The sequence below is a fragment of the Alkaliphilus crotonatoxidans genome (assembly GCF_054658015.1).
Map to the genome: position 1 here is coordinate 1,288,904 of NZ_BAAHXS010000006.1, position 24,234 is coordinate 1,313,137.

General features: G+C 43.4%; 26 protein-coding genes. 4 read left to right on the forward strand and 22 right to left on the reverse strand.

What is annotated here, in order from left to right; genetic code table 11:
• Nucleotides 1–59: 59 nt before the first annotated feature.
• From fabF to ACYQ1I_RS18390, 11 genes are all read right to left on the reverse strand, one after another.
• Entirely contained in the window at nucleotides 60–1,295 is a 1,236-nt protein-coding gene (gene fabF, locus ACYQ1I_RS18340; protein WP_459767940.1) for a beta-ketoacyl-ACP synthase II, read from the reverse strand.
• A 48-nt stretch (nucleotides 1,296–1,343) separates the two neighbouring features.
• On the reverse strand, nucleotides 1,344–1,571 hold the full coding sequence (gene acpP, locus ACYQ1I_RS18345; RefSeq protein ID WP_459767942.1) for an acyl carrier protein: 228 nt from the start codon (nucleotides 1,569–1,571) through the stop codon (nucleotides 1,344–1,346).
• Nucleotides 1,572–1,610: 39 nt separating this feature from the next.
• Nucleotides 1,611–2,354, reverse strand: a complete 744-nt coding sequence (gene fabG, locus ACYQ1I_RS18350; RefSeq protein ID WP_459767944.1) for a 3-oxoacyl-[acyl-carrier-protein] reductase — start codon at nucleotides 2,352–2,354, stop codon at nucleotides 1,611–1,613.
• A gap of 15 nt (nucleotides 2,355–2,369) precedes the next feature.
• Nucleotides 2,370–3,308 (reverse strand): ACP S-malonyltransferase, encoded by a 939-nt coding sequence (gene fabD, locus ACYQ1I_RS18355; protein ID WP_459767946.1) that lies wholly within the window; start codon nucleotides 3,306–3,308, stop codon nucleotides 2,370–2,372.
• Between the two features lie 2 nt (nucleotides 3,309–3,310).
• Nucleotides 3,311–4,258, reverse strand: coding sequence for an enoyl-[acyl-carrier-protein] reductase FabK (gene fabK, locus ACYQ1I_RS18360; RefSeq protein ID WP_459767948.1), 948 nt, complete (start codon nucleotides 4,256–4,258; stop codon nucleotides 3,311–3,313).
• A gap of 25 nt (nucleotides 4,259–4,283) precedes the next feature.
• The gene (locus ACYQ1I_RS18365) at nucleotides 4,284–5,288 is read right to left on the reverse strand and encodes a beta-ketoacyl-ACP synthase III (protein ID WP_459767950.1); all 1,005 of its coding nucleotides are present in this window, start codon (nucleotides 5,286–5,288) and stop codon (nucleotides 4,284–4,286) included.
• The gene (plsX, locus tag ACYQ1I_RS18370; RefSeq protein WP_459767952.1) at nucleotides 5,272–6,279 is read right to left on the reverse strand and encodes a phosphate acyltransferase PlsX; all 1,008 of its coding nucleotides are present in this window, start codon (nucleotides 6,277–6,279) and stop codon (nucleotides 5,272–5,274) included. Before plsX ends, ACYQ1I_RS18365 begins: the two co-directional genes overlap by 17 nt.
• Nucleotides 6,276–6,860 (reverse strand): transcription factor FapR, encoded by a 585-nt coding sequence (gene fapR, locus ACYQ1I_RS18375; RefSeq protein ID WP_459767954.1) that lies wholly within the window; start codon nucleotides 6,858–6,860, stop codon nucleotides 6,276–6,278. Before fapR ends, plsX begins: the two co-directional genes overlap by 4 nt.
• 418 nt (nucleotides 6,861–7,278) lie before the next feature.
• Nucleotides 7,279–7,458 (reverse strand): 50S ribosomal protein L32, encoded by a 180-nt coding sequence (rpmF, locus tag ACYQ1I_RS18380; RefSeq protein ID WP_459767955.1) that lies wholly within the window; start codon nucleotides 7,456–7,458, stop codon nucleotides 7,279–7,281.
• A gap of 14 nt (nucleotides 7,459–7,472) precedes the next feature.
• Nucleotides 7,473–8,006, reverse strand: coding sequence for a YceD family protein (locus ACYQ1I_RS18385; RefSeq protein WP_459767957.1), 534 nt, complete (start codon nucleotides 8,004–8,006; stop codon nucleotides 7,473–7,475).
• Nucleotides 8,007–8,141: 135 nt separating this feature from the next.
• Complete coding sequence (locus ACYQ1I_RS18390) at nucleotides 8,142–9,332, reverse strand: acetate/propionate family kinase (RefSeq protein WP_459767959.1); 1,191 nt, start codon at nucleotides 9,330–9,332, stop codon at nucleotides 8,142–8,144.
• A gap of 257 nt (nucleotides 9,333–9,589) precedes the next feature.
• On the opposite strand from ACYQ1I_RS18390, the gene ACYQ1I_RS18395 reads away from it, so the two are divergent.
• Together ACYQ1I_RS18395 and ylbJ are read left to right on the forward strand one after the other, a co-directional pair.
• On the forward strand, nucleotides 9,590–10,855 hold the full coding sequence (locus ACYQ1I_RS18395) for a nucleotidyltransferase (protein ID WP_459767961.1): 1,266 nt from the start codon (nucleotides 9,590–9,592) through the stop codon (nucleotides 10,853–10,855).
• Nucleotides 10,856–10,963: 108 nt separating this feature from the next.
• Nucleotides 10,964–12,262, forward strand: coding sequence for a sporulation integral membrane protein YlbJ (ylbJ, locus tag ACYQ1I_RS18400; protein ID WP_459767963.1), 1,299 nt, complete (start codon nucleotides 10,964–10,966; stop codon nucleotides 12,260–12,262).
• A gap of 152 nt (nucleotides 12,263–12,414) precedes the next feature.
• Here the strand turns inward: ylbJ and ACYQ1I_RS18405 are convergent, their stop codons facing one another.
• The 6 genes from ACYQ1I_RS18405 to ACYQ1I_RS18430 form a co-directional block, all read right to left on the reverse strand.
• Entirely contained in the window at nucleotides 12,415–12,861 is a 447-nt protein-coding gene (locus tag ACYQ1I_RS18405; RefSeq protein ID WP_459767965.1) for an ATPase, read from the reverse strand.
• A gap of 22 nt (nucleotides 12,862–12,883) precedes the next feature.
• Nucleotides 12,884–13,357: a pantetheine-phosphate adenylyltransferase gene (gene coaD, locus ACYQ1I_RS18410; RefSeq protein WP_459767967.1), complete on the reverse strand. Its 474-nt coding sequence runs from the start codon at nucleotides 13,355–13,357 to the stop codon at nucleotides 12,884–12,886.
• A complete protein-coding gene (gene rsmD / locus ACYQ1I_RS18415) occupies nucleotides 13,354–13,917 on the reverse strand; it encodes a 16S rRNA (guanine(966)-N(2))-methyltransferase RsmD (RefSeq protein WP_459767969.1) in 564 nt (187 codons plus the stop codon). Before rsmD ends, coaD begins: the two co-directional genes overlap by 4 nt.
• A gap of 132 nt (nucleotides 13,918–14,049) precedes the next feature.
• The gene (gene recG / locus ACYQ1I_RS18420; RefSeq protein WP_459767971.1) at nucleotides 14,050–16,113 is read right to left on the reverse strand and encodes an ATP-dependent DNA helicase RecG; all 2,064 of its coding nucleotides are present in this window, start codon (nucleotides 16,111–16,113) and stop codon (nucleotides 14,050–14,052) included.
• 109 nt (nucleotides 16,114–16,222) lie between these two features.
• On the reverse strand, nucleotides 16,223–17,800 hold the full coding sequence (locus ACYQ1I_RS18425; protein ID WP_459768206.1) for a DAK2 domain-containing protein: 1,578 nt from the start codon (nucleotides 17,798–17,800) through the stop codon (nucleotides 16,223–16,225).
• Nucleotides 17,801–17,857: 57 nt separating this feature from the next.
• Nucleotides 17,858–18,214 carry an Asp23/Gls24 family envelope stress response protein gene (locus ACYQ1I_RS18430; RefSeq protein WP_459767973.1) on the reverse strand — a complete coding sequence of 119 codons (357 nt, stop codon included), beginning with the start codon at nucleotides 18,212–18,214 and terminating at the stop codon, nucleotides 17,858–17,860.
• Nucleotides 18,215–18,633: 419 nt separating this feature from the next.
• Between ACYQ1I_RS18430 and rpmB the strand changes: the two genes are divergently transcribed.
• Nucleotides 18,634–18,825, forward strand: a complete 192-nt coding sequence (gene rpmB / locus ACYQ1I_RS18435) for a 50S ribosomal protein L28 (RefSeq protein WP_459767975.1) — start codon at nucleotides 18,634–18,636, stop codon at nucleotides 18,823–18,825.
• A 74-nt stretch (nucleotides 18,826–18,899) separates the two neighbouring features.
• Complete coding sequence (locus tag ACYQ1I_RS18440; RefSeq protein ID WP_459767977.1) at nucleotides 18,900–19,259, forward strand: hypothetical protein; 360 nt, start codon at nucleotides 18,900–18,902, stop codon at nucleotides 19,257–19,259.
• Here the strand turns inward: ACYQ1I_RS18440 and ACYQ1I_RS18445 are convergent.
• From ACYQ1I_RS18445 to ACYQ1I_RS18465, 5 genes are read right to left on the reverse strand one after another with little or no spacing between them, the layout of a single operon-like run.
• Complete coding sequence (locus ACYQ1I_RS18445; RefSeq protein WP_459767979.1) at nucleotides 19,210–19,848, reverse strand: thiamine diphosphokinase; 639 nt, start codon at nucleotides 19,846–19,848, stop codon at nucleotides 19,210–19,212. The genes ACYQ1I_RS18440 and ACYQ1I_RS18445 overlap by 50 nt on opposite strands.
• Before the next feature lie 16 nt (nucleotides 19,849–19,864).
• Nucleotides 19,865–20,533, reverse strand: coding sequence for a ribulose-phosphate 3-epimerase (gene rpe / locus ACYQ1I_RS18450; protein WP_459767981.1), 669 nt, complete (start codon nucleotides 20,531–20,533; stop codon nucleotides 19,865–19,867).
• A 2-nt stretch (nucleotides 20,534–20,535) separates the two neighbouring features.
• Entirely contained in the window at nucleotides 20,536–21,414 is an 879-nt protein-coding gene (gene rsgA / locus ACYQ1I_RS18455; RefSeq protein ID WP_459767983.1) for a ribosome small subunit-dependent GTPase A, read from the reverse strand.
• A gap of 47 nt (nucleotides 21,415–21,461) precedes the next feature.
• Nucleotides 21,462–23,450: a Stk1 family PASTA domain-containing Ser/Thr kinase gene (pknB, locus tag ACYQ1I_RS18460; RefSeq protein ID WP_459767985.1), complete on the reverse strand. Its 1,989-nt coding sequence runs from the start codon at nucleotides 23,448–23,450 to the stop codon at nucleotides 21,462–21,464.
• On the reverse strand, nucleotides 23,428–24,183 hold the full coding sequence (locus ACYQ1I_RS18465; protein WP_459767986.1) for a Stp1/IreP family PP2C-type Ser/Thr phosphatase: 756 nt from the start codon (nucleotides 24,181–24,183) through the stop codon (nucleotides 23,428–23,430). Before ACYQ1I_RS18465 ends, pknB begins: the two co-directional genes overlap by 23 nt.
• Between the last annotated feature and the right edge of the window lie 51 nt (nucleotides 24,184–24,234).

Below are 24,234 nucleotides of genomic sequence, written 5' to 3' on the forward strand. Positions count from 1 at the left end.
ATAATTATAGAGAGTTACCCCTCTATAATTATTTTTACATATTGTTTACTTCCCAATTATTAATACTTTTTCATTATGATCGTTGCGTTATGTCCGCCAAAGCCTAATGAGTTGGACAGGGCATAGTTAACAGCCCTTTTCTTAGGTTGATTGGGTACATAGTCCAGATCACACTGGGGATCTGGATCATTTAAATTAATGGTCGGGGGAATGATCCCCTGTTCAATCGCCTTAATACAAGCAATGGCTTCGATACTGCCTGCTGCCCCCAACAGGTGACCTGTCATGGATTTTGTAGAGCTGACACTCAATTGATAGGCATGCTCTTGAAATACCCCTTTAATTGCCAGGGTCTCAAATAAATCATTATAGGGTGTACTTGTACCATGGGCGTTGATATAATCGATGGCCTCAGGAGAAATACCGGCGTCCTTTAGGGCCTCCTGCATTGACCTGGCTGCCCCTTCACCTTCGGGAGAGGGGGCGGTAATGTGATAGGCATCTGCACTCATACCATAGCCCGCCACCTCTGCGTAAATAGTAGCACCTCGCTTCAAGGCATGCTCCAATTCCTCTAATATTAATATTCCTGCCCCTTCTCCCATTACAAAGCCATCTCGATTTAAATCAAAGGGTCTGCTGGCTCCCTTTGGATCATCGTTATTGGTTGACATTGCCTTCATAGAACAAAAGCCTGCAATGGACAGGGGGGTGATGGAAGCCTCCATTCCTCCCGTCACCATTACCTCAGCTGCCCCCCGTTCTATCACCTTAAAGGCTTCTCCAATGGCATTGGTTGACGACGCACAGGCAGTAACCACTGTGGTGTTGGGTCCCTTAGCCCCTAAGCTCATTGAAACATAACCTGCTCCAATGTTAGAAATCAGCATGGGAATAAAGAAGGGGCTGATTCTTTTAGGCCCCTTTTCCTGCAGCCTTTGGTACTGCTCCTCAAAGGTTCCAATTCCTCCTATGCCTGTTCCCAGGATGACACCAAAGCGTTCAGCCTCAAGGCTTTCTAATTTCAGATTGGCATCCTCCATGGCCATCCTTGAAGCTGCCACGGCCAATTGGGTAAAACGATCCATTTTCTTTAGCTCTTTTTTATCAATATAATCCTCTGGATTAAAATCTTTTATTTCGGCAGCAATTTTAGTAGGATAATCGACTGTATCAAATCTAGTGATGTAATCAATGCCAGATTTTCCTGCCAATAAGCTGCTCCAAAATTCTTCCTTTCCAGTACCGATGGGAGTCACGCAGCCTATTCCTGTGACAACAACTCTTCTTCGCATTCCTATAGTCCCCCTCTGATTGAAGCTTCTACCAGCATTTAGCTAATATTATTGATTGGCTTCTACGTATTTTACAATATCACCGATATTTTTAAATTTTTCTGCCTCATCATCAGGTATTTCTACCCCAAATTCATCTTCAATTGCCATAATAATTTCAACAGCATCCAATGAATCAGCTTCTAAATCTCCCATTAAAGAAGTTGTTGGGGTAATATCCTTTACATCATCAAGTCCTAATTGATCACCAATTATTTTAACTACTTTTTCAAACATGTTAATTCCTCCTGTTATTTTTATTGTTATAAATTAATATTATAATGCCATGCCACCATTGACACCTATCACCTGACCGGTAATGTAATTAGCATAATCACTGCTTAAAAACAATACTGTGTCGGCAATATCCTGAGGCCTGCCAAAGCGGCCCATGGGTATACCCTTTAGCATTTCTTCCCTTAGCTGATCAGATAACTGGTCTGTCATGTCTGTTTCAATAAAGCCAGGTGCCACCGCATTTACATTAATCCCCTTTCCTGCCAGCTCTTTGGCCAGGGATTTTGTGAAGCCTATTAAACCGGCCTTGGAAGCACAATAATTGGCTTGACCAGGGTTTCCTGCAACCCCCACCACAGAAGAAATATTAATGATTTTTCCAAATCGCTGCTTGATCATTTTTCTCACTGCGGCTTTGGTGCAAAGAAATGCTCCCTTCAGGTTAACATCCATAACCTGTTCCCAATCCTGTTCCTTCATTCGTATCAACAAATTGTCTCTGGTAATGCCGGCATTATTAACCAGAATATCTACCCTGTCAAGGCTTGCCTCAATTTCGTCAAACATCCCTTTCACTGCCTGGCCATCAGAAACATCTGCTTTCAAGGCCAATCCCTTCACACCCAGGGCCTCTATTTCATTTACTACTGCCATGGCTGCGGCCTCGTTGCTGGTATAGTTTATGATTACATTGGCTCCTGCCGCCGCCAGGGTCAGGGCAACGGCCCTTCCAATTCCCCGGGAACCACCGGTTACCATGGCATTTTTTCCATTTAGCTTCAATTTTATTCCTCCTTCCTACAGAGTCAATAGCTTTTTCAAGCTGTCTAAATCTTCAACATTGATGGTTTCCACATCTATAGAAGCTTTTTTGGCTGTCTTTTTAATAAAGCCCGTTAAGGCCTTACCCGGGCCAATCTCCACAAAGGCTTCGATTCCCTCTTTGAGCATGTAATCCACTGAATCCTCCCATAAGACCGAATGGCTCACCTGCTTTACCAATGTCGGGATAACCGCCTCTGCCCCTGCCAAGGGCTTTGCATCAACATTGGTGATAACAGGCATTACCGGTTCAGTGATCTTATATTTTTCCAGCTCTACCCGTAATTTTTCTCCTGCCGGCGCTAATAACCCACAATGGAAGGGGGCACTTACCGGTAAGGTCATGGCCCTTTTAGCCCCCTTGGAAAGGGCTTCCTCTACTGCCCTGTTAACAGCCTTAACTTCTCCTGAAATGACGATTTGGCCTGGACAATTAAAGTTTGCCGCCTCCACGACACCATCCTCCCTGGCAGCTTCAAGGCATTCGGTCAGCTTATCCCTATCAAGCCCCAAAATGGCTGCCATGGTACCTACCCCTAAGGGAACGGCCTCTTGCATATATTTCCCTCGATTTCTAACAATTCTTACAGCATCCTTAAATTCCAGAACCTTCGCCAAAACCAAAGAAGCATATTCCCCCAAGCTCAGGCCTGCCGTTATCCTACTGGTTCCCCCCTCCTGCTCAATCACTCTTAGTATGGCGATGCTGGTAGTAAGAATAGCCGGTTGTGTATTTTCGGTTTGTACCAGCAATTCCTCGGGACCCTCAAAGCAAAGCTTTGCCATATCATAGCCTAAGTAATCACTGGCCTCTTCAAAGGTCTCCCTGGCAACTGAAAAATTAGCGGCTATTTCCCTTCCCATTCCGACGTATTGGGCCCCTTGACCCGGAAAGACATATGCGATCCTTTTCATCTCTATTCCCCCTTAAAGCTTTTTACCTGCTCCAATTGTTCTGATGCCCCTTGAAGTATCTCCTGAATAATTTCCCTGGCTGGTTGAATTCGATCCACCATAGAGGCCACTTGGCCCGCCATAACAGAGCCATTCTCGATGTCTCCCTCCACCACTGCCAATCGGAGTCTTCCTGCACCTAGCTTTTCTATCTCCTCTTGCGATGCACCCTGCTTTTCCAGGTCGGCAAATTGTCTGGTGAGCTTGTTTTTCAGCGTTCTGACAGGATGTCCTGTGCTGCGGGCCGTCACTACGGCATCCCGGTCCTTAGCCTTAATCACCATTTGCTTATAATGATCATGGGCAGTACACTCTACTGCACAAATAAATCGCGTACCGATCTGCACACCCTTGGCCCCCAGGGAAAGGGCCCCCAGAAATCCTCTGCCGTCCACAATTCCACCGGCAGCAATGACTGGAATATTTACTTCCTTCACCACCTGGGGTACCAGTACCATGGTGGTTAATTCTCCTATGTGGCCGCCGGCCTCGGTACCTTCCACAATAACGGCATCAGCCCCCAGCTTTTCCATACGCTTTGCCAGGGCTACGGAAGGAACCACAGGAATAATCTTGGTGCCGATTTCTTTGAAGCGGTTCATAAACTTCCCTGGGTTTCCTGCACCGGTTGTAATGACCGGTACCCGTTCCCGGTAAACCACCTCTACCACCTCATCTACAAAGGGTGATAACAGCATGATATTGACACCAAAGGGCTTTTGGGTCAATTCCTTTGCCCTTTTTATTTCCTTTTCTACCACGTCGGCAGGTGCATTGCCGGCGGCAATAATTCCCAGGCCTCCAGCCTCTGAAACAGCTGCAGCCAGCTCTGCCGTAGCCACCCAGGCCATTCCGCCTTGTATAATTGGATATTGTATATTTAACATCTGGCAGATTTCAGTTTGAAACATTGTATTCCCTCCTACAACATGGAATTTATTTGGTCCATTTGATTGCCATTGAAGCCCAGGTTAAACCACCGCCAAAGGCCACAAGGATAATATTATCATTCTTTTTAATTCGGCCTTCCCTTACGGCCTCATCCAGGGCAACGGGAATTGAGGCCGCCGACATATTTCCATACCGATGCAAATTGACATAGATTCTGTCAATAGGCAGCTTCAATCGTTTTGAGGCAGCTTCAATAATTCTAATATTGGCCTGATGGGGTACCATAAAGTGTACATCATCCAGGGTGAGCCCAGCCTTTTCCAGCACCTCCAGGGTGGCCTTTCCCATTATTCTGACAGCAAACTTAAAGACTTCACTGCCATCCATTTTAATATAATGAAGCCGGTTGGCAACCGTTTCAGGGGAAGCTGGCATCCTTGAGCCTCCTGCCGGTTGATACAGTGCTTCTCCACTGCTGCCGTCGGCCCCTAAATAGGAGGACAATATCCCGCTGCCCTCGCCTGTCCTTTCCAGGATCGCCGCCCCTGCACCGTCTCCAAAGAGTACGCAGGTATTTCGATCTTTCCAATCTACAATTTTACTGAGGGTCTCGGCCCCGATGATCAATGCCCTTTGATAGGTGCCATTCTTAATAAATTGCTCACCGATGGTTAAGGCATACACAAAGCCTGAACAGGCAGCCTCAATATCAAAGGCCACAGCCCCGTGGGCCCCAAGATTTTTTTGTACAAGACAGGCCGTAGAGGGGAATCCCATATCCGGCGTAACGGTGGCAACGATGATTAGATCAATGCCCTCTGGAGAAAGCCCTGCATCTTGTAGGGCCCTTTCCGCCGCCACTGTGGCCAAATCAGAGGTGGCCATCCTGTCGTCGACAATTCTTCTACTACCAATCCCTGTTCTGGTCACAATCCACTCATCGGTGGTTTCAACCATTTTTTCCAGATCGAAATTGGTTAATTCCCTTTCCGGCAAGCAACTGCCGGTTCCGCTGATTCCCACCGAAAAAAATTTATTCAATCTGATCATCTCCTAGCTTGTTAATTTCTTCAGTGATTTCACTAATGACACCACTTTCTATTAATAGCTTTGCCTGCCGGATGGCGTTTTTAACGGCTTTACCATTGGAGCTGCCGTGGGCCTTGATCAGCAGTCCATTAACCCCTAGAAATGGCGCACCACCGTATTCTGTATAGTCAAATCGTTTTTTGAAGCCCCCGAAGCTGGATTTCAACAGCAGGGCCCCCAGCTTATTGATTGGATTACGAGTAAATTCTTCTTTTAATAGCTTGAAGATAGTCGAAGCAACCCCTTCAGTAAGCTTTAAAATTACATTACCAGTAAAGCCGTCACAGAGCACCACATCGGCATAACCGGCTGGAATATCTCTGGCTTCAACATTTCCGCCAAAGAAAAAGGGTGCCTTGGTTAAAGCTTCATAGGCCTGTTTGGTGCTTTCATTTCCCTTCCCTGCTTCAATGCCAATATTAACAAGACAAACCTTGGGTTTTTCAAGCTTAAACAGGCTTTTGGCATAAATACTACCCATCAATCCAAATTCAATGTAATTTCTAGGTTTAATATCTGCATTGGCACCTCCGTCAATTAATACTGAGGCACCCTTTTCATTGGGTATAACAGGGGCCAAAGCCGGGCGATCAATTCCCTTTATCCTTCCCAGCACAAACAGCCCTCCTGCCAGCAAGGCCCCGGTATTGCCTGCTGAAATGACTCCCTGGGCCTTTCCTTCCTTGACTTGATTTATGGCCACTACCATGGAGGAATCCTTTTTTCTTCTAATGGCTTGAACTGGCTTATCTTCATTGTTAATCTCTTCAGTACAGTGGATGACCTCTATTTGATCCTTAGGGTATTCATGACGGCTTAATTCAGCCTGTATTATTTCCTGATTCCCCGTTAAGATAATATGTACGCCATATTCCCTAACAGCCTGAACTGCACCTTCTACCGTAACCTTTGGTCCGTGGTCACCGCCCATGGCATCTACCGCAATCTTCATGATACGCCTCCTTGTCTGCCCTTGATGGCTACTAAAATAAACTTTCCTCTAAAGACCTGCTCCTGGTTAACGTTTATTTTTACATGGAGGTAATGCTGATTCCCCCTAACCCTTACAACCTCTGCCTTTGCAATCAATCGATCCCCTGCATAAACAGGGTTCAAATATTTAATATTAGAAACGCCGGTTAATGCCACGTCGGCATCTATCACTGCCATGGCAAGGGATTCCGCCTGGGAAAAAATATGGTGTCCCTTGACGATATTGGTCTTACTAAAGGCCATTTCACTGTTGGTTTGTAAAATTGAAATACCACTTTCCCCTAATTTTAGGTCGATTAGTTCCCCAACGATCTCTGTTTCAATAATACTTCTTACTTTTTGATAATTTTTTTCTGCCACCTGCTTGATCCGTTCCCTCAGCTCTGGAATACCCAGCTCTAACCGATCAAGACGGATGGTTTGAATACTGACGCCAAATTTTTCAGACAGGTCTTCATCAGTCATAAAGGGGTCTGATTCCATCAATTCAACCAATTTTTTTTGGCGATTTGCCTTACTGAGCTTCCCTGCTTTTTTCACCATTATCACCTCAAGTTTTAGTACTTGTAATTAGTACCTGATACTAATATAGAGTATATATGATCAGATCATAAAAATCAAGTATTATTCTTTTTCATCGATCAATGGTTTTTCTAAGGAAATCCATTAATCCTTTTTTATAACATTCTCATATAAGAGCAAAGCCCTCTTTAATTTAATAATTTAAGTTAGGACTTCCCTATTGATTAGGGCGTGTCTAAAAACCCACTCAAGGGCATCTTTCACCGCTTTTTTGTCCCACCCAGCGTTAACTTTTCCTTGACGTACTCCTGGTATGCCTTCAAAAAAGCGCCTTGCTTGTATCAAAAATTCAGTAAAATCTCCACCCTTCGGAGTATTCAGCCACAACCTAAAAAAAAATAGCAATGATTTCTCATTACTATTTTGTGTGTAAAATTTATTTTGTTTCCATAACCTCTTTGTTTCTATAATAACCACACTCTCCGCAGACACGGTGAGGCAGCTTGGGCTCATGGCATTGAGGACACTTTACCAGTCCTACTGCAACATATTTAGAATTTGCAGCTCTTCTCATGTTTCTTTTTGACTTACCCGTTTTACGCTTTGGTACTGCCATATTTTAACACCTCCTTAATTATCCTTTAACAATTCCTTTAGCTTTGCCAGACGAGGATCAGATACTTCTTCATTTTCCCCATCCTCAATAGCACATTGGCATTGTTCAACATTTAAATCTTTACCGCAATGGGCACAAAGACCTTTGCAGTCTTCGGCACAAAGCATTTGAAAGGGAACATTCATTAAAATGCTCTCTTTAATCACTTCCTTCAGATCAATGGTTTCATTTTGATAGTAGATTAGGTCATCCAGGTCTTGAGCCTCTTCCTCCTCAAAATCCTCCCTAACCAGCTCGGCATTGATCTTTTCGCTGAGTCGATAAGTAGTTGGCTTAAGGCAACGACTGCAATTCATAATTAACTCAGCCTCAAACCGGCAATTAAGATACATTCTTTCATCGATCACATATAACTTACCTGTTACTTCGATGGCCGATGGCAGTTTTATTTGATCTCCATAATAATCAATCGTATCAAGATTGACAGCAAAATTCAAGTCCACCTGACTCTTTTTATCTCTTTTTAATGCCGCTAAATCAATTTTCACAGAATTCACCTCTTAACCATCGCTAAAATTGATTATACAAATCCAAAGAGGCTTTGTCAAGTATTTTATCTTGATACCCGGAAGGAAGCCTTTAAACATAAGCAGAAGGTAGGGATAACCTACCTTCCTTATTTATTATACTAGCTTAACTGTATCTCTAGCAATCATTAATTCTTCGTTTGTAGGAATTAATAATACCTTTGTTCTGGAATCATCAGTAGATACGATGGTTTCCTTTCCCCGTTCATTATTTTTCTTAGGATCAATTTTAATTCCCAGGAATTCCAGTCCGGCACAAATTTCACTGCGGGTATCGGCTGAGTTTTCACCCAGACCTGCTGTAAAGACCACCGCATCTAAACCACCCATTTCAGCAGCATAGGCACCAATATATTTCTTCACACGCTTGTGGAAAATATCTAAAGCCAATTGTGCCCGTTCATTACCTTCTGCAGCAGCAGCTTCAAGGTCTCTGAAATCATTGCTTACACCGGAAATTCCCAAAACTCCGGATTTTTTATTCATAATATTGTTTACTTCTGCGGCACTTAGCTTCACTTTTTCCTGTAAAAAGGTTGTTATGGCAGGATCAATATCTCCGCAGCGAGTTCCCATTACAAGTCCTTCCAATGGTGTAAAGCCCATGGTGGTATCAATGGATTTTCCTCCATCAACGGCAGTAACGCTGGCACCATTTCCTAAATGGCAGGTGACCAGTTTAAGGCTTTCCAAAGGCTTGCCCAAAATTTCCGCCGCCCTCATGGCAACGTATTTATGGGAGGTGCCGTGGAATCCGAATCTTCTAATTTGATGCTTTTCATAAAGCTCATAGGGTAGTGCATACAGGTAAGAGGATTTGGGCATTGTTTGATGGAAGGCTGTGTCAAATACAGCCACCATAGGTACATTGGGCAGAATTTCTTCACATGCAGCAATCCCCATTAGATTTGGAGGATTATGTAATGGGGCTATGTCTGAACATTCCTCAAGGGTAGTCTTTACCTCAGGGGTAATTAAAACAGAATCAGCAAATTTTTCGCCGCCGTGCACGACACGATGACCTACAGCGCCAATTTCGTCCATACTTTTAATGGCACCGTAAACAGGGTCACTGATGGCCTTTAATACAATTTTGATGGCAGCTTTGTGGTTACCCATATTTTCTTCCACAAAAAGCTTGTCCTTTCCAATGGCTTCATGCTTTACAAAGCCATCCTCAATCCCGATTCTTTCTGCAATTCCCTTTGCCAGTACTTCTTCATTTTCCATATTAATCAGCTGGTACTTTAATGAAGAACTGCCGCAGTTTAAAACCAATACTTTCATTTCTTGACCTCCTATTTAATTTATATTGTACAATGCTAGAAAAATAATTGGTCCTTGATGTATTCCAACATATCAATCATAATAAATTTTCAGACATATTTCAAGTTTTTTCACGTCTTTTGTATACAATTTATTATTGAAAATATGAATATATATGTATTGTTTTTCATCATAATTATTGCCATAATGCTACGTTTTTCTTCAAATAATATAGTATAATGGAATCAAATCTAAAAAAACAGGAGTAAAGAATCCATATGAAGGTATTAGGTCTAATAACAGAATACAACCCCTTTCATAACGGTCATTTATATCATTTGCAGGAATCCCTTGCCCGTACCGGAGCTTCCCATTCGGTGGCAGTAATGAGCGGAAATTTTCTTCAGAGGGGTGAACCAGCCCTGCTTCATAAATGGGCACGGGCTAAAATGGCTGTACTGGCGGGGGTTGATTTAGTCATAGAATTGCCCACCGCCTACGCCTGTGCTACAGCAGAACTATTTGCCTTTGGTGCCGTAAAGCTGCTAGATTCCCTCGGTATTGTAGATACCTTGTGCTTCGGCAGTGAGGCCGGCAACCTCAAGGAGCTTCAGCTTCTGGCAAAGATCTTGGTCAGATCGCCCCTTGAATTGGAGGAAAAAATTCAGGCTGGCCTGAAGGCAGGCCTTTCCTATCCTGCTGCCCGGGGGCAAGGCCTGATTGCCTACCTGAACCAAATAGACAGCTTAAATCAAGAAGAAGTAAATAAATTAAAGCGTCTTATCCAGAGTCCCAATAACATTCTTTCCATCGAATATTTAAAGGCCCTTTATAGTATTAAGAGCAAAATAATTCCTGAAACGATTCTTAGAAAAAAGGCCCCTTACCACGGAACCCGCATTGAGGCGGGAATCGTCAGTGCCACTGCCATACGAGAGCACCTAAAGGCAGGAAAACCCCTACTAGCCCTGAAGGATACGGTTCCGGCCACTAGCCTTGAGGTTCTGGAGGAGGCCTTTCATTTGGGCCATGGACCTATTTTTACCGGCCATTTTGATCAGGTGATTCTTGCTTTGTTACGCCGATCCTCTGGAGATGAGCTAAGGGAGGTTTTTGATGTTAAGGAGGGACTGGAAAATAGAATTTTACAGAGAGCCCTTCATCATACCACCTTGGAAGGTCTGTTATTTGCAACAAAAAGCAAACGGTATCCCCTGACGAGGCTTCAACGGATTCTATTCCACTATCTGCTGGGAATAAAGACCGGGGATATCACCTCATTTCAAGCCATGGGCGGGCCTCAGTATGCAAGAATTCTAGCCTTTAACAATAAAGGCCGCCAATTGATCAAGACTGCCAGGCTTAAGGCCAGTATTCCACTGATCAATAAAATCAATCAATTCAAGGCAGAAAATGAAGAAGCTGCTAAAATGCTCTCATTAGATATTCGTGCCGCCGACCTATATCGTCTTGCCATGGCCAATACCCCTCTGGGAGCACAGCCCATGGAGTACATTCTTAGCCCCCATTATATTCCAATCTAAACTTATTCATATCTGATTCGGGAAGGCAATATATATTTATAGGGCCTTCCTTTCTTTTTTGAAAGCAAGGCCTAAGTAGTAATTGATTTCATTGGGGGAATACATATTATGTATATCTATTTATTCTGGGGAATTTTACTAATCTTTCTTACACTTATTTTCTCTGACAAAGGTTATCGTACCAAGCTAAAATATTATTTTAATACCTATCTTTTGATTCTCGTAGTTCTTTTTTTTGTTGTTTCCATTGTGGTTTTTCCCCAGGACTCAGTTGCTGCAGCCTATGACGGCCTGGTCATCTGGTTTACCGTTACGCTCCCCTCTTTGCTGCCCTTTTTTATAGGCGCAGAGCTATTAATCGGCTTAGGGGTTGTAAAATTTATTGGGATGTTATTGGAGCCAATGATGAGGCCATTATTCAATGTTCCTGGTGAAGGCTCCTTTGCTTATACCATGAGCATCACCTCGGGATATCCCGTCGGAGCAAAAATTGTTACACGCCTGAGAAACGACGGACAGCTCTCTAGATTAGAAGCCCAACGGCTGATTTCCTTCTCAAGCACCTCAGGGCCTCTTTTTTTAATGGGAGCCGTAGGAATTGGTATGTTTCAATCTGCCGAAGTAGGTTACTTCATTGCCATTATCCATTACCTCGCTTCCATTTTGGTAGGCATTTTATTTCGCTTTTATGGAAGGAACCAGGAAAAATCACAACAATATCATTTTATCAAACAAGACCATACCATCAAAAAAGCCCTTGATCACCTGATTAAAAGTCGAAGGACTGCCCCTGCCTTTGGAATTCTTCTGGGGGATGCGGTGAGGGAAGCCTTTAACACAATGCTGATGGTTGGTGGCTTTATTATTTTATTTTCAGTCATTACCAATGTATTAGCCCTGATGGGAGTAAGTGACTTTATTGCCTATTTGCTGAGCCCCTTAGGGGTCAATTCTAATTTAATTAAGGCAGTTTTTTCAGGTATCTTTGAAATTACCAATGGATGTCAAATTGTTTCTCAGGTAGGTGAGGTCGGTCTATCGACGAAAATGGCCGCTGCATCCTTTTTAATCGCCTGGAGCGGCTTTTCAATCCATGCCCAGGCCATCAGCATTATCACTACCTCTGATATCAAAATCGGCCTCTATCTTATGGCAAAGCTACTGCATGGCATTTTAGCCTTTTTATTGGTCTACTTGATCTATCCCTTTGTCTCTGGATGGATTCGTTTCACCAGCCCAGCTTCTACCACCAATCAGATTAACTATGTTAATCAAATTTCCTCCAATTTAAAACTATCAATGGAGCTTTTTATGCTGGTTATCCTTGCTTTATTCTTTTTCTCTCTGTTTGCCTCTCTCCTTTTGACGATATCAGAAAAGTTCAGAAGGGGCTCAGGCCGGAGGTAATCAATAATAAGACAAGAAAAAACCCCTAACTTCATGGTTTCTGCAAATAGGCAGCATCGCTGGGCCCTACAGGCCGCAGGCTGTCCTTTCTTGCTCCTTGAATCCAGGGGACGGTATAGGGTTGAGATTTCCTCAACCAGTTTTTTTAAGTTTTATTTCATTCCTTTAATTTCGTTTCTATTTTCCTGTATGGTCTCGATTAATTTGATAAAGGAATTTTCAGCCTGTCCCAGCAGTTCATCCACGTAATCTCTAGCTCCGATTCTAAGCTCCTTGGCATTCATTTGGGCCTGGGATATAATTTCACCGGCTTGCTGTCTGGCTGCCCTTGTAATTTCATTTTCATCCACCATTTCCATGATATGCTTGTTGGCTTCTTCTAAAATGACATCGGCCTCCTGCTGAGCTTCCACCAAAATACGCTGTCTTTCCTCTTTTATCCATTGGGCTTGCTTAATTTCATCAGGTAATTGGATTCTGATTTCTTTAATTAGTTCTAAGATTTCACTTTTATCCACCAGCACCTTATGGGCAAAAGGAATAGAGGAACCGCTTTCAATAATATCCTCTAATTCTTCCAATAGCTTTAATACCTTCATCAAATATCCCCCTTACTCAACCTTAAATTTTACTCAATATGGCCTTTTTAATTGGTTCCGGGATTAACCCCTCAATGCATCCGCCAAAGGATGCCACTTCCTTAACTAAGCTGGAGCTTAAATAAGAATATTTGCTGCTGGTCATTAAAAAGACCGTCTCAACATCGGGGGCCAATTTTCGATTCATTAGGGCCATTTGAAATTCATATTCAAAATCTGATACCGCCCGCAGCCCCTTAATAATGACATTGGCCTTCTTTAACTTTACATAATCCACCAATAGACCTGAAAAGCAATCTACCCTTACATTCGGAAAGGAGTGTATGACCTCCTGGATCAACTGAACCCGTTCATCCAGGGTAAACATGCCCTTTTTATTTGGATTTTTGAGTACAGCAACAATTACCTCATCGCATATCTGGGAAGCCCGTTCAATGATGTCCATGTGTCCATTGGTAATTGGGTCAAAGCTTCCCGGATAAATTCCTACTTTCATAAAAGATCCTCCCTCATCTGGTAAAAGGAAATACTGGTATTGCCATAATCCTTTTTACGTACCTTTACTAGTTCATTGATTTCATCTGGAATGTTTTCTTCCTTTCCATGCTCTACCACCAGGATTCCTTCTTTATGTAACAGTCCCCCGGATATAGCCGCCCTTATTACAGGTTCAAGAAACCCCTTACCATAGGGAGGGTCCATCAATATAATATGGGCCTTCACCCTTTGACTAGACAGTCGATTAATGCCACCAAAAACATCATCCTGTAAAATCTCGGCCATCTGGTTCAGTCGTGTTTTTTCAAGATTGAATCGAATGATATCAATACTTTTCTTGCTTTGGTCGATAAAATAGGCTTTTTGTGCGCCCCTGGAGAGGGCCTCTATTCCTAAATTGCCTGTGCCGGAAAACAGATCCACCACGATTCCATCCACCAGATGACTTTGAATGATATTAAAAACCGATTCCTTTACTCGATCTGAGGTAGGGCGAATATTCATATCGTCAGGGGACTTCAGCCTATGCCCCCTTGCCTTACCAGCAATCACCCTCATCTTATCGCCTTCTTCCCATATCATTATTCTAACACAGTGATTATTTTCTCACAAAATATTTTTGTTATTTCGACGGTAATAGGTATTTTGTTTTATTTTACCCCAATAATTGATTTTAACCAGCTTTTTCTTTTAGCTCATCGAAATTTCCTCCAGCAGCCCTTCATATTTTTCTTGGATTTTTTTTCTTAATGCTGGATAAGACGCTAGTTCTAAGGATGGGTCCTCCTTCATTAAGTTCTGAAGCTGCTGCTCTGCTTGTTTTAATATACGCATATGTCTAAAAATATTGGCAATCTTAAATTCCGGTAATCCATGCTGCCTCGTTCCAAAAAACTCCCCAGGCCCCCTCAAGGATAAGTCCTTTTCTGATATGACAAAGCCATCATTTGACTCAACCATAATTGACATTCTTTCCTTGGCCACCTTGGTTCGGCTTTGATGAATTAAAAGACAATAAGATTGATAGGCTCCACGGCCTACCCTTCCCCGGAGCTGGTGAAGCTGAGCCAGTCCGAAACGCTCGGCGTTTTCGATCAGCATAACCGAGGCATTGGGTACATTAACCCCCACCTCAATAACGGTGGTTGATACCAGCACATGAATTTCCCCCGCCTTAAACTGGCCCATAACAATTTCCTTTTCCTGGGATGTCATTTTTCCATGGAGCAGCCCCACTCGATAGTCAGTAAAAACTTCTTTAGCCAGCCTTTCAGCAATCTCTACGGCTGATTCAGCCTCTATTTTCTCCGACTCCTCTACCAAAGGGCACACCACATAGGCCTGTCTGCCTTTTTGGAGCTGCTCTTTGACAAAATCGTAGGCTTCATGCTTTTTTTCATTGCTTATTTTAGTGGTTTTAATGGGTTTTCTTCCGGGGGGCATTTGATCTATGATTGAAATGTCCAAATCACCATAAAGAATCAGGGCCAGGGTCCTGGGAATCGGTGTAGCCGTCATAACCATGACATGTGGGTTTCTTCCCTTGCTGGCCAGTATTGCCCGCTGCCTTACGCCAAATCGGTGCTGCTCGTCGGTAATGGCCAGGGCCAGGCTGTGAAAATCAACCCCCTGCTGTATAATGGCATGGGTTCCTACGACTACATCGATTTCCCCCTCTGCAATGGCCTTAAGGAGTTCTCTTTTTGCCTTGGGCTTCAAGCTCCCCACCAACAGCCCTATTTTAACCCCAAGTGGTGCTAAAACCTCTGTTAATGAATCAAAATGCTGTTCGGCTAAAATCTCTGTCGGTGCCATCATAACCCCCTGATACCCGTTAAGCACAGCCATATACAGGGCTAAAAGGGCCACAATGGTTTTTCCTGAACCTACATCTCCCTGTACCAATCGATTCATAGGAATTTCTTTTTTTAAGTCATCTATGATTTCATCAAGGGCCCGCTCCTGGGCCTGGGTCAGCTGAAAGGGCAGCGACTTTATTAACTGCTCCAGTGCATCAGGCTTTACCATAGCATACCCCATTTTCGAGCAGGCATAGGTTTTTTTAGCCCTTAGCAAAGCTAAACGGAGCAAAAAAAACTCATCGAAAACCAAACGATATTTAGCAATCTTTAAGGCCCTTTCAGAATCGGGAAAATGGATATTCTTTAAAGCAAAGTCTAAATTACAGAGCCGATTTTCTCTTAACAATACCTCAGGCAAATAATCTTCAACCGCTTCTATATGGGGAATCAGGGTTTTCTGAAGATTGATCAATTGAGTTTGTTTCAGCCCCTCTGTACTGGGATAAATAGGGGAAATAAGCCCTTGGGGCTCCTGGGAGCCCTCCGAAATCAGATCAAAATTTGGATTGACCATTTCAAGATCCTGGGCCCCCCGTTTAACCTCTCCACTAACCAACAGTGTCATGCCAGATTTCAGCTTTGTTTTGAGATAAGGCATATTAAAAAAGGTGAGGAAAATTCTTCCTGTTTCATCCCTCAATATAAATTGTATTATGGAGGTTCTGCTTCTACCTTTTTTTAACCTTGCTGCCCCCACCAGCTCACCTCGAATACTCACCCTTTCACCAGGCACCAGCTGATTCATTTTTTTAATTTTTCTTCGATCCTCATAGTCCCGGGGAAAATGATAGAGCAGGTCTTCAATTTTTTGAATCCCCAGGCGCTGTAGCTTTTGGGCTGTTTTAGGCCCTACTCCCTGTAAAAGCTGTATGTGCTGAGATAAAAAATTCATCCTTCTCACTCCTAAAGCCATTCCTTAACAGGCCTTTTTCCAATATTGATCCACAAAAGAAACAGTACTGCCCTGCCAGGTTTGAATCAGCAAAACAGTACGTTTATTTTTATTCTACAGAAAATAAATAATAGTATAAGGGCTGACCACCATAATAAAGCTCCACATCACAGTCTGGAAATTGGCCTTCGATGAGCTCTGCCAACTGGTTGGCCTCTTCTTCACTGACCTCTTCTCCATAGAGCAGGGTAATGATTTCATCCTCTTCCGATATCATTTTCTTTAATAATTCCAGTGATACCGACTCTACTCCCTTACCTGCGGCCTTTATTTCGCCGTTACCGATTCCCAGTATATCACCCTTTTTAATGGTTATATCGTTGAAGCTGGTGTCACGAACGGCAAAGGTCACCTGACCGGTCTTAACATTACTGAGGGCTGCAGTCATCTCAGCTTCATTTTCATCGATTCCTGCTTCAGGATTAAAGGCTAGGGCAGCTGTAATACCCTGAGGAACTGACTTAGACGGAATCACCCTGATATTCTTTGAAGAAATTTCCTTGGCCTGATTGGCAGCCATAATAATATTACTGTTGTTGGGTAAAATGTAAATTGTCTCTGCATTGACTTCCTCTATCGCCTTTAAAAAATCTTCAGTACTGGGATTCATGGTTTGGCCGCCCTCAATAATTTGATCGACACCCAAATCAGAGAAGATTTTTGTTAAGCCCTTACCCATTGTGACAGTGATCATACCATAGGCCTTTGTCTCTGCCTGCTGGGGTTGAGGCTCACTTTTTTCAACGGGGGGTCTGTGCTGCAGTCTCATATTATCGATCTTAATATCAGCCAACAGCCCCAATTCAATCCCGAATTCCATGACCTTGCCAGGATGGTTTGTATGGATATGTACCTTAACGACATTATCGTTTCCCACCACCAGCATGGAGTCTCCAAGGGTTTCTATTTTACTTTTCAACGCTTCAATATCCACGTGCTTTGCACGGATAATGAATTCCGTACAGTAGCCAAATTCCAATTCTGCGCCATGATGAAATTCATCCTCCACCACAATCTGGGTGATTTCTTCATCCTCTATATAGGTTGTTTTTCCCGTCATCGCCGCCAGGGCACCGGCATAAATATAGATAAGACCCTTTCCGCCACTGTCTACTACCCCTGCATCCTTTAAAACCTTCAGCATTTCAGGGGTTTTTCTTAAGGTTTCCTCTGCCTGGGCAATGGTCTTTTCTAAAAAGGCCACATGGTTCTTTTCTCGTTTTGCAATTTCCACTGCCTTTTCGGCACTTTCCCGGGCAACGGTTAAAATCGTTCCCTCCACAGGCTTCATAACAGCCTTGTAGGCAGTATCTGATCCACTTTTAAAGGCTTTGGCTAAATCCACCGTACTAAGCCTTTTCTTTCCCTTAACTCCCTTGGCAAAGCCTCTGAAAAGCTGTGAAAGAATGACTCCAGAATTCCCCCTGGCACCCATTAATGAACCATTGGCCAGGGCATTAGCCACCGCCTCCAATGTGATGGTATTGACGGCCTTCACTTCCTTTACGGCTGATTGCATGGTTAAGGACATATTAGTCCCTGTGTCTCCGTCGGGAACAGGAAATACATTTAACGCATTTACAACCTGCTTATTCTGTTCCAGTGATTGTGCTCCTTCAATAATCATTTTCTTCAATAGTTGCCCATCTATATATTCTATTATCAATCCTAGTACCTCCTTAAATTACTTTTCAACTCTGACTCCCTGTACAGTAATGTTTACCTTTTTAACCTTCATTCCTGTCAGGTTTTCAATATTATATTTAACCTTTTCGATAATATTGTTGGCAACAACAGAAATTCTTGTACCAAATTCCACAATCACAAATAAATCAATTGTAATGGTATCATCTTCGGTCTGTACCTTTACACCCTTACTGGATTGCTCTCGTTTTAAAAGCTCCACCAATCCACCTGCGGCTGATTTTGCAGCCATACCCACCAGGCCATAGCATTCCATTGCAGAAGCCCCGGCGATCGATGCCAATACATGATCATCAATTATAATTGTACCAAGCTCATTTGATATTTTACCAGGCATGCGTATTCCTCCTTTACTTTATGTGCTTTATTATCCTAATACTTATACCCTACTGCAGTAAAATCATCATATTGATTATGAATAACCTCACCATAGGAAGGCAAGCTTATTTTTCTATAAGCTGTTACGTTTACTTACTTCCTTAATCTTCCCCAGAAAGCCCTGCTTCATCCTAAGGCCTACGGAGATTGCTTAATTCTAGGGGTTAAGGATAATATATGAAAAATATCTATCCTTATTGTATATGAATTATCAGGATTGTTCAACAAAAAACCCCCAAAAGGGATGACCCTTGACCGAATTTTTCCAAAATCCTGAGGATCATGATGAATAAATCAAACATTATCATTGCAAAAATAAAGTAAATATGTTAATATTATAATGTTTTTAGTTTGCCCTGTTAAAAGGAGGTGTATATCATGGCAAAAGTTTGTGACGTGTGCGCTAAGGGAAAAGTATTTGGAAACCAAGTAAGTCACTCTAATCGACATAACAGCAAAACCTGGTCTCCCAATTTAAGAAGAGTCAGAGCAATTGTTAACGGTACTCCAAAGAGAATCAACGTTTGTACTAGATGCTTACGATCTGGAAGGGTTGAAAGAGCATTATAATTTAGCGATGATGAATATAAAAGCCGCCTAATTAATAGGATAGGCTTTTTATATTTTTTGACCTGTCCATTATTTTGACGAGTTTATTTTTTGCCGACAAATCCCTTATTAGCTTAAAACTGAAAGATAAGTATTCCTACTACAACACAGCCACACCCGAATATAAAGATCCAAAATTTAAAGGGAATGGTAAAAATCAAAATACCGATTCCAAGGGCGGTGAAAGCCAAGCCCAAAAGCGTTGCCATGGAAAGATGATGTCTTCTTCGCCTTCTTCTTTGAAACATAAAATCACCCACTTTATTTTTTCTCTCTACCCATTATATTCGCAAAATAAAAAAATGCCACAAAACGTAGGCATTTTTATTATTTTTATGCTTCCTTTCAGCCTTCCTTTCCCTGATACACCAGCAAGACACCCTTTTTTAGTGTGATCAGGCCCCGATGCTCCAATAGGCGATTGCTGATACCAAGAGAGCTTCCCCGGGGGATATCATGATTTGTTAAGGGATATTCCAGTCCCTTCAGGGTAACCCCCTCTGCAAGCTCAGAAAGGGGAATGATAGAGACAATTTCCCCCGGCTCCCCCTCGATCTCCAGCCGACTGTCGGTAATAGTCAACTGCCCTGTTTCATTGATCAGCCTTGCCTTAATTCCCTGGCGGCGCAGCCGATCTAAAAATAGTATATTGCTAAGACTATGATCCCACCGGGAGCCAATTCCTCCTAATAGGGTAATGCAATGGGGCTTTAAGGCCAACGCATATTCCAGGGCCAGCTCTGAATCGGTAGAATCTTTTTGTACCGGAAATTGTCTAAGGTTTACATTCCTTTCCTTCATCCATTCCAAATCCTCTGGTGCTATGGAATCGAAGTCTCCCACCAAGAGATTGGGTACAAGGCCAATGGCCGCCAAATACCTGGCAGCTCCATCGGCACAAATGATATAAACATCCTTGGAACATCTGGAAAGCAGTCCTTCTAATCCACTGACATCACCGTTGGCTATAATCATTACTTCCATACTATACACCTCTTACTTAGGCCCTTTGAAGGGGAGTGGCATTTTCCCTCATTTGAGCCACCGTCGCATTAATATTTTCGCTGTTGAAGATGGCACTTCCCGCCACGATAACGTTGGCTCCGGCCTGGGTAACCAAATGGATATTATTTACTTTAATACCACCATCTACTTGTATATCTACTTGTAAGCCCTTTGCTGAAATGAGCTGCCGTAAGGCCTTAATTTTGGGAATCATGGCCTCAATAAAGGCCTGCCCTCCAAAGCCTGGATTCACTGTCATAATAAGCACCATATCTAAATCCTGCAGAACATATTCAATGGCCGACAACGGAGTCGCTGGGTTCAAGGCAACACAGGCCTTTGCCCCCTGCTCTTTAATCAGTTGAATTGTTCGGTGTAAATGAATACAGGCCTCGCTATGAACAGAAATGATATCGGCCCCGGCCTTAATAAAATCAGTAATATATTGATCGGGCTTCTCTATCATTAGGTGTACATCAAAGGGCAGGGCTGTTTTCCCCTTAAGGCTTTCAACAATCATGGGGCCCAGGGTGATGTTGGGAACAAAGTGCCCGTCCATCACATCTATATGGAGCAGCTCGCAGCCTGCCTCCTCTACTTTTTTCACATCTGCCAGCAGATTGGCGAAGTTAGCTGATAAAATTGATGGTGCCAGTTTGATCACGATTAGTACCTCCTATTCCTTCTGATCTCTAATAGAAGCTGCAAATAGCTCTCATATCGACCAGGGGCAATCTTACCTCTCTCTACTGCTTCTTTGACACCGCAGTGGGGTTCATTTTCATGGATACAGCTGGAAAACCGGCAGTATTCCATTGGTTCGATGAATTCCCGAAAACAATGGGCTAAATCCTGCTCCTCGATAAAATCTACATTTAAGGAGCTAAAGCCGGGGGTATCCACCACCCAACCGCCCCCCTCCAGGGGAATCAGCTCAACATGGCGGGTTGTGTGCTTTCCCCGCTCAGTTTTAGAACTGATGGCACCGGTTTCTAAAACAAGATTACTTTGTATCTTGTTTAAAAGGGTAGACTTGCCAACCCCCGAAGGGCCTGCAAAGACCGTCGTTTGATTTGCTAAATATTTTTTTAGCTTGTCAAGGGTCAGCTCCTGAAGCTTTGTTGTGAAAATCAAGGGATAGCCTGTCGGTTTGTATATCGCTTCAATGGCCTCCAGGTATGGGGCCTGGGCCAAATCAATCTTATTAATTACAATAATAATCTGAAGCCCCCGACTTTCTGCCAAAACTAAAAAACGGTTCAGTAAAGACAGATTAGGCTCAGGCTGGGTGGCTGCAAAAACCACCACCGCCTGATCCACATTGGCTACAGGGGGCCTGATTAATTCTGTTTTTCTGGTTTTGATTTCTTCAATAACCCCTAATCCCTTAGATTCATCGGTTATGCTGAAGGACACGTAATCCCCCACCATGGGCACCAGCTTATTTTTCCTGAATATACCCCTGGCCTTACATTCATAAACTCTTTCACCAAGGTCTACGTAATAGAATCCGCCGATCCCCTTAATAATCCTGCCTGCTTCCATTCAAAACCTCCCGGGTATTGTAATCTGATCCTTTAAAGCTTAATTGATTAGTATTTAACACTATGTGGCGCATAAAACTCATTATTAACATAGATTTCATAGTCCTGATCGCTGGTAATGGTCACAGGAAAACTAACATATTTGCCATCACGATCGATGTCCCGCCGAATGCTTTGAACCTTTTGCCTGCCCTGGGGCGTTACACTGTATAAATCCACCGTCACAACGCCGGTGAAGGGGGTTAATTCAATGTTAATGGTTTTGGTTTTGGCATTGGCGTTCACTTCATTATCATCCCCATTTTCGTCTCCATTGCCTGGCTCATGGTTATCTACCGGCTCCGGCCCTTTGCTGACGACTAGATTAATGGTTGTTTTTTCCTCCACCATGCTGTTGGCAGCTTCGCTCTGGTCCATAACAATGTTGGGGGCATACTGATCACTATACTCCGCCTTAACCTCACCCCGCACCAGGTTATACTGAGCTAAGATCTCTTCGGCCCTTTCAAGGGGCAGATTAACCAGATTAGGCATACGAATTTCTACCACCTCCGGGCCGCTGCTGACCCAATATTCCACCACTGTATATTCAGGTACGCTCTCCTGGGGCTTCGGTTTTTGATCAATGACGGTACCGATGGGGTAGTCACTGGCCTCCTCGTATCGTTTGCCCTCCAGCTTAGCATCCCGAAGCTTCAAGGGAACATCCATTTCACTTTCCATAATCAGGTTGGGAACCCTGGTTTCAGGCTGCCCAAGGCTAATTGTCAAGGTTACCCTTGCTCCTTCCTTAACTTTAATTCCCTCAGAGGGCCTTTGATTACTCACCTGGCCTTCCGGTACCTCTCGATTATTTTCTTCATTCCATTCCAGGATAAAATTATGCTTTTCAGCCAGTTCCTCAGACTCGGCCTTTGTCAGGCCTATAAATTTCGGCATTTCAATTTCATCACTTCCCCTAAGGAGTCCGCCCAGGTAAAAGAACCCAAAGGTGAACAGCAATGCCGCCAATAGGGCTGCCAGAATTGCCGATACCACGATCCCTTTATTGACACGCTTTTTTGTTTTTGGAGGCTGATCCTTTTTAACAGGCTCCTTATGGACGGGCTCCAGGTCCCTCTCACTGATGGCAGGAATCACCTGGGTAGGAGAATCCACCTCACTGACAGACTGCCCCAAGGGATAAGCGTGGGGGTCCTTTTTTAACTGGTTTAATTCCACCAAAAGCTCCTCTGTATTTTGGAATCGTGAGGACTGCTTTTTTTCCATTAATCTTAAGATAATATCCGACAGCCGCTGGGGCAGCTCAGGACGATACTCAACCGGTGGGGTAGGTGCCTCTTGAATATGCTTTAAGGCAATGCTAATGGGGCTCTCTCCTTCAAAGGGCACCCTTCCGGTGGCCATTTCATACATCACAATTCCCAAGGAATATAGATCAGACTTTTCATCGGTATAGCCTCCCCTGGCCTGCTCCGGAGAAAAATAATGAACAGAGCCTATGACACTGCCTGCATTGGTTATGGTAGATGAGGTGGCTGCCAAGGCAATACCAAAATCAGTTACCTTTGCCCGGTTATCATGGGTTATCAATATATTATGGGGCTTAATGTCCCGATGTACAATATGATTATGATGGGCATGTCGAAGGGCATATGCAATCTGCTTGCTGAAATCGATGATTTCATCAAAGCCCAGGGACCCCTTTTCCTTAATAAGCTCCTTCAGGGTTTTTCCCGCTACATATTCCATAACAATATAGTATATATCCTGTTCTTCTCCTACATCATAAATGTTTACAATGTTTGGATGGGACAAACTGGCAGCAGCCTGAGATTCTCGTTTGAATTTATCAATTAAATCCTTATCGTTGGTAAAGTCGGATCTAAGTATTTTTACTGCCACATACCGATTCAACAGATGGCATTTCGCCTTATAGACAACGGCCATACCGCCTCCACCGATTTTTTCAACAATTTCATAGCGATTACCTAATATTTTACCAATCATGTCCTCACCTACCTTCTTTATCTTCAATATTCTTTACCACCATGACTGTAATATTGTCATAGCCTCCCCGTTGATTTGCCAGGGCCACCAAGGCTTCACAGCACTCATTGGGGTCATCGGTTTGAAGCACCATTTGCTCTATTTCATAGGAATCAACAAAATTACTTAATCCATCGCTGCAAAGTACAAGAATATCTGATTCAACAAAGTCCACTTCACTGATATCTACCTTTACCTGGAGGTCGGTCCCCAGGGCCCGGGTAATAATATTTTTTTGAGGGTGCTTCATGGCTTCTCTTTCTGATATGCTTCCTCTTCTCACCAATTCTGCCACCAGGGAATGGTCCTGGGTAATTTGTCGAATCTCTCCTTGACGAATTAAGTAGGCTCGACTGTCACCCACATGGCCCAATAAAAGACGGTTACCCGCCTTAAGGGCTAGGGTAGCAGTGGTGCCCATACCATCACAGCTAATATCCTCCCTGGCCCTTTCCAATATGCTCCGGTTGGCCCGGTTAAAAGCCTCCAGCAGAATCCCCTTCAGCGATTCTGTTTCCAGGACTTCAAGTTCATCGGCAATATATTTTACAATATGCTCCTTTATCGTATGAATGGCAATTGAGCTGGCTACTTCGCCCCCATTATGGCCGCCCATTCCGTCGGCAACCATAAAAAGCTGTATATCTTCATCAATCATACAATAATTATCTTGATTGATTTCCCGTACCTTTCCGACATCTGTCACTACACCAACCTTCATAAACACCCCTCCTAACCCTGTATATTATTCTACATCCTTCGATAAAATCCT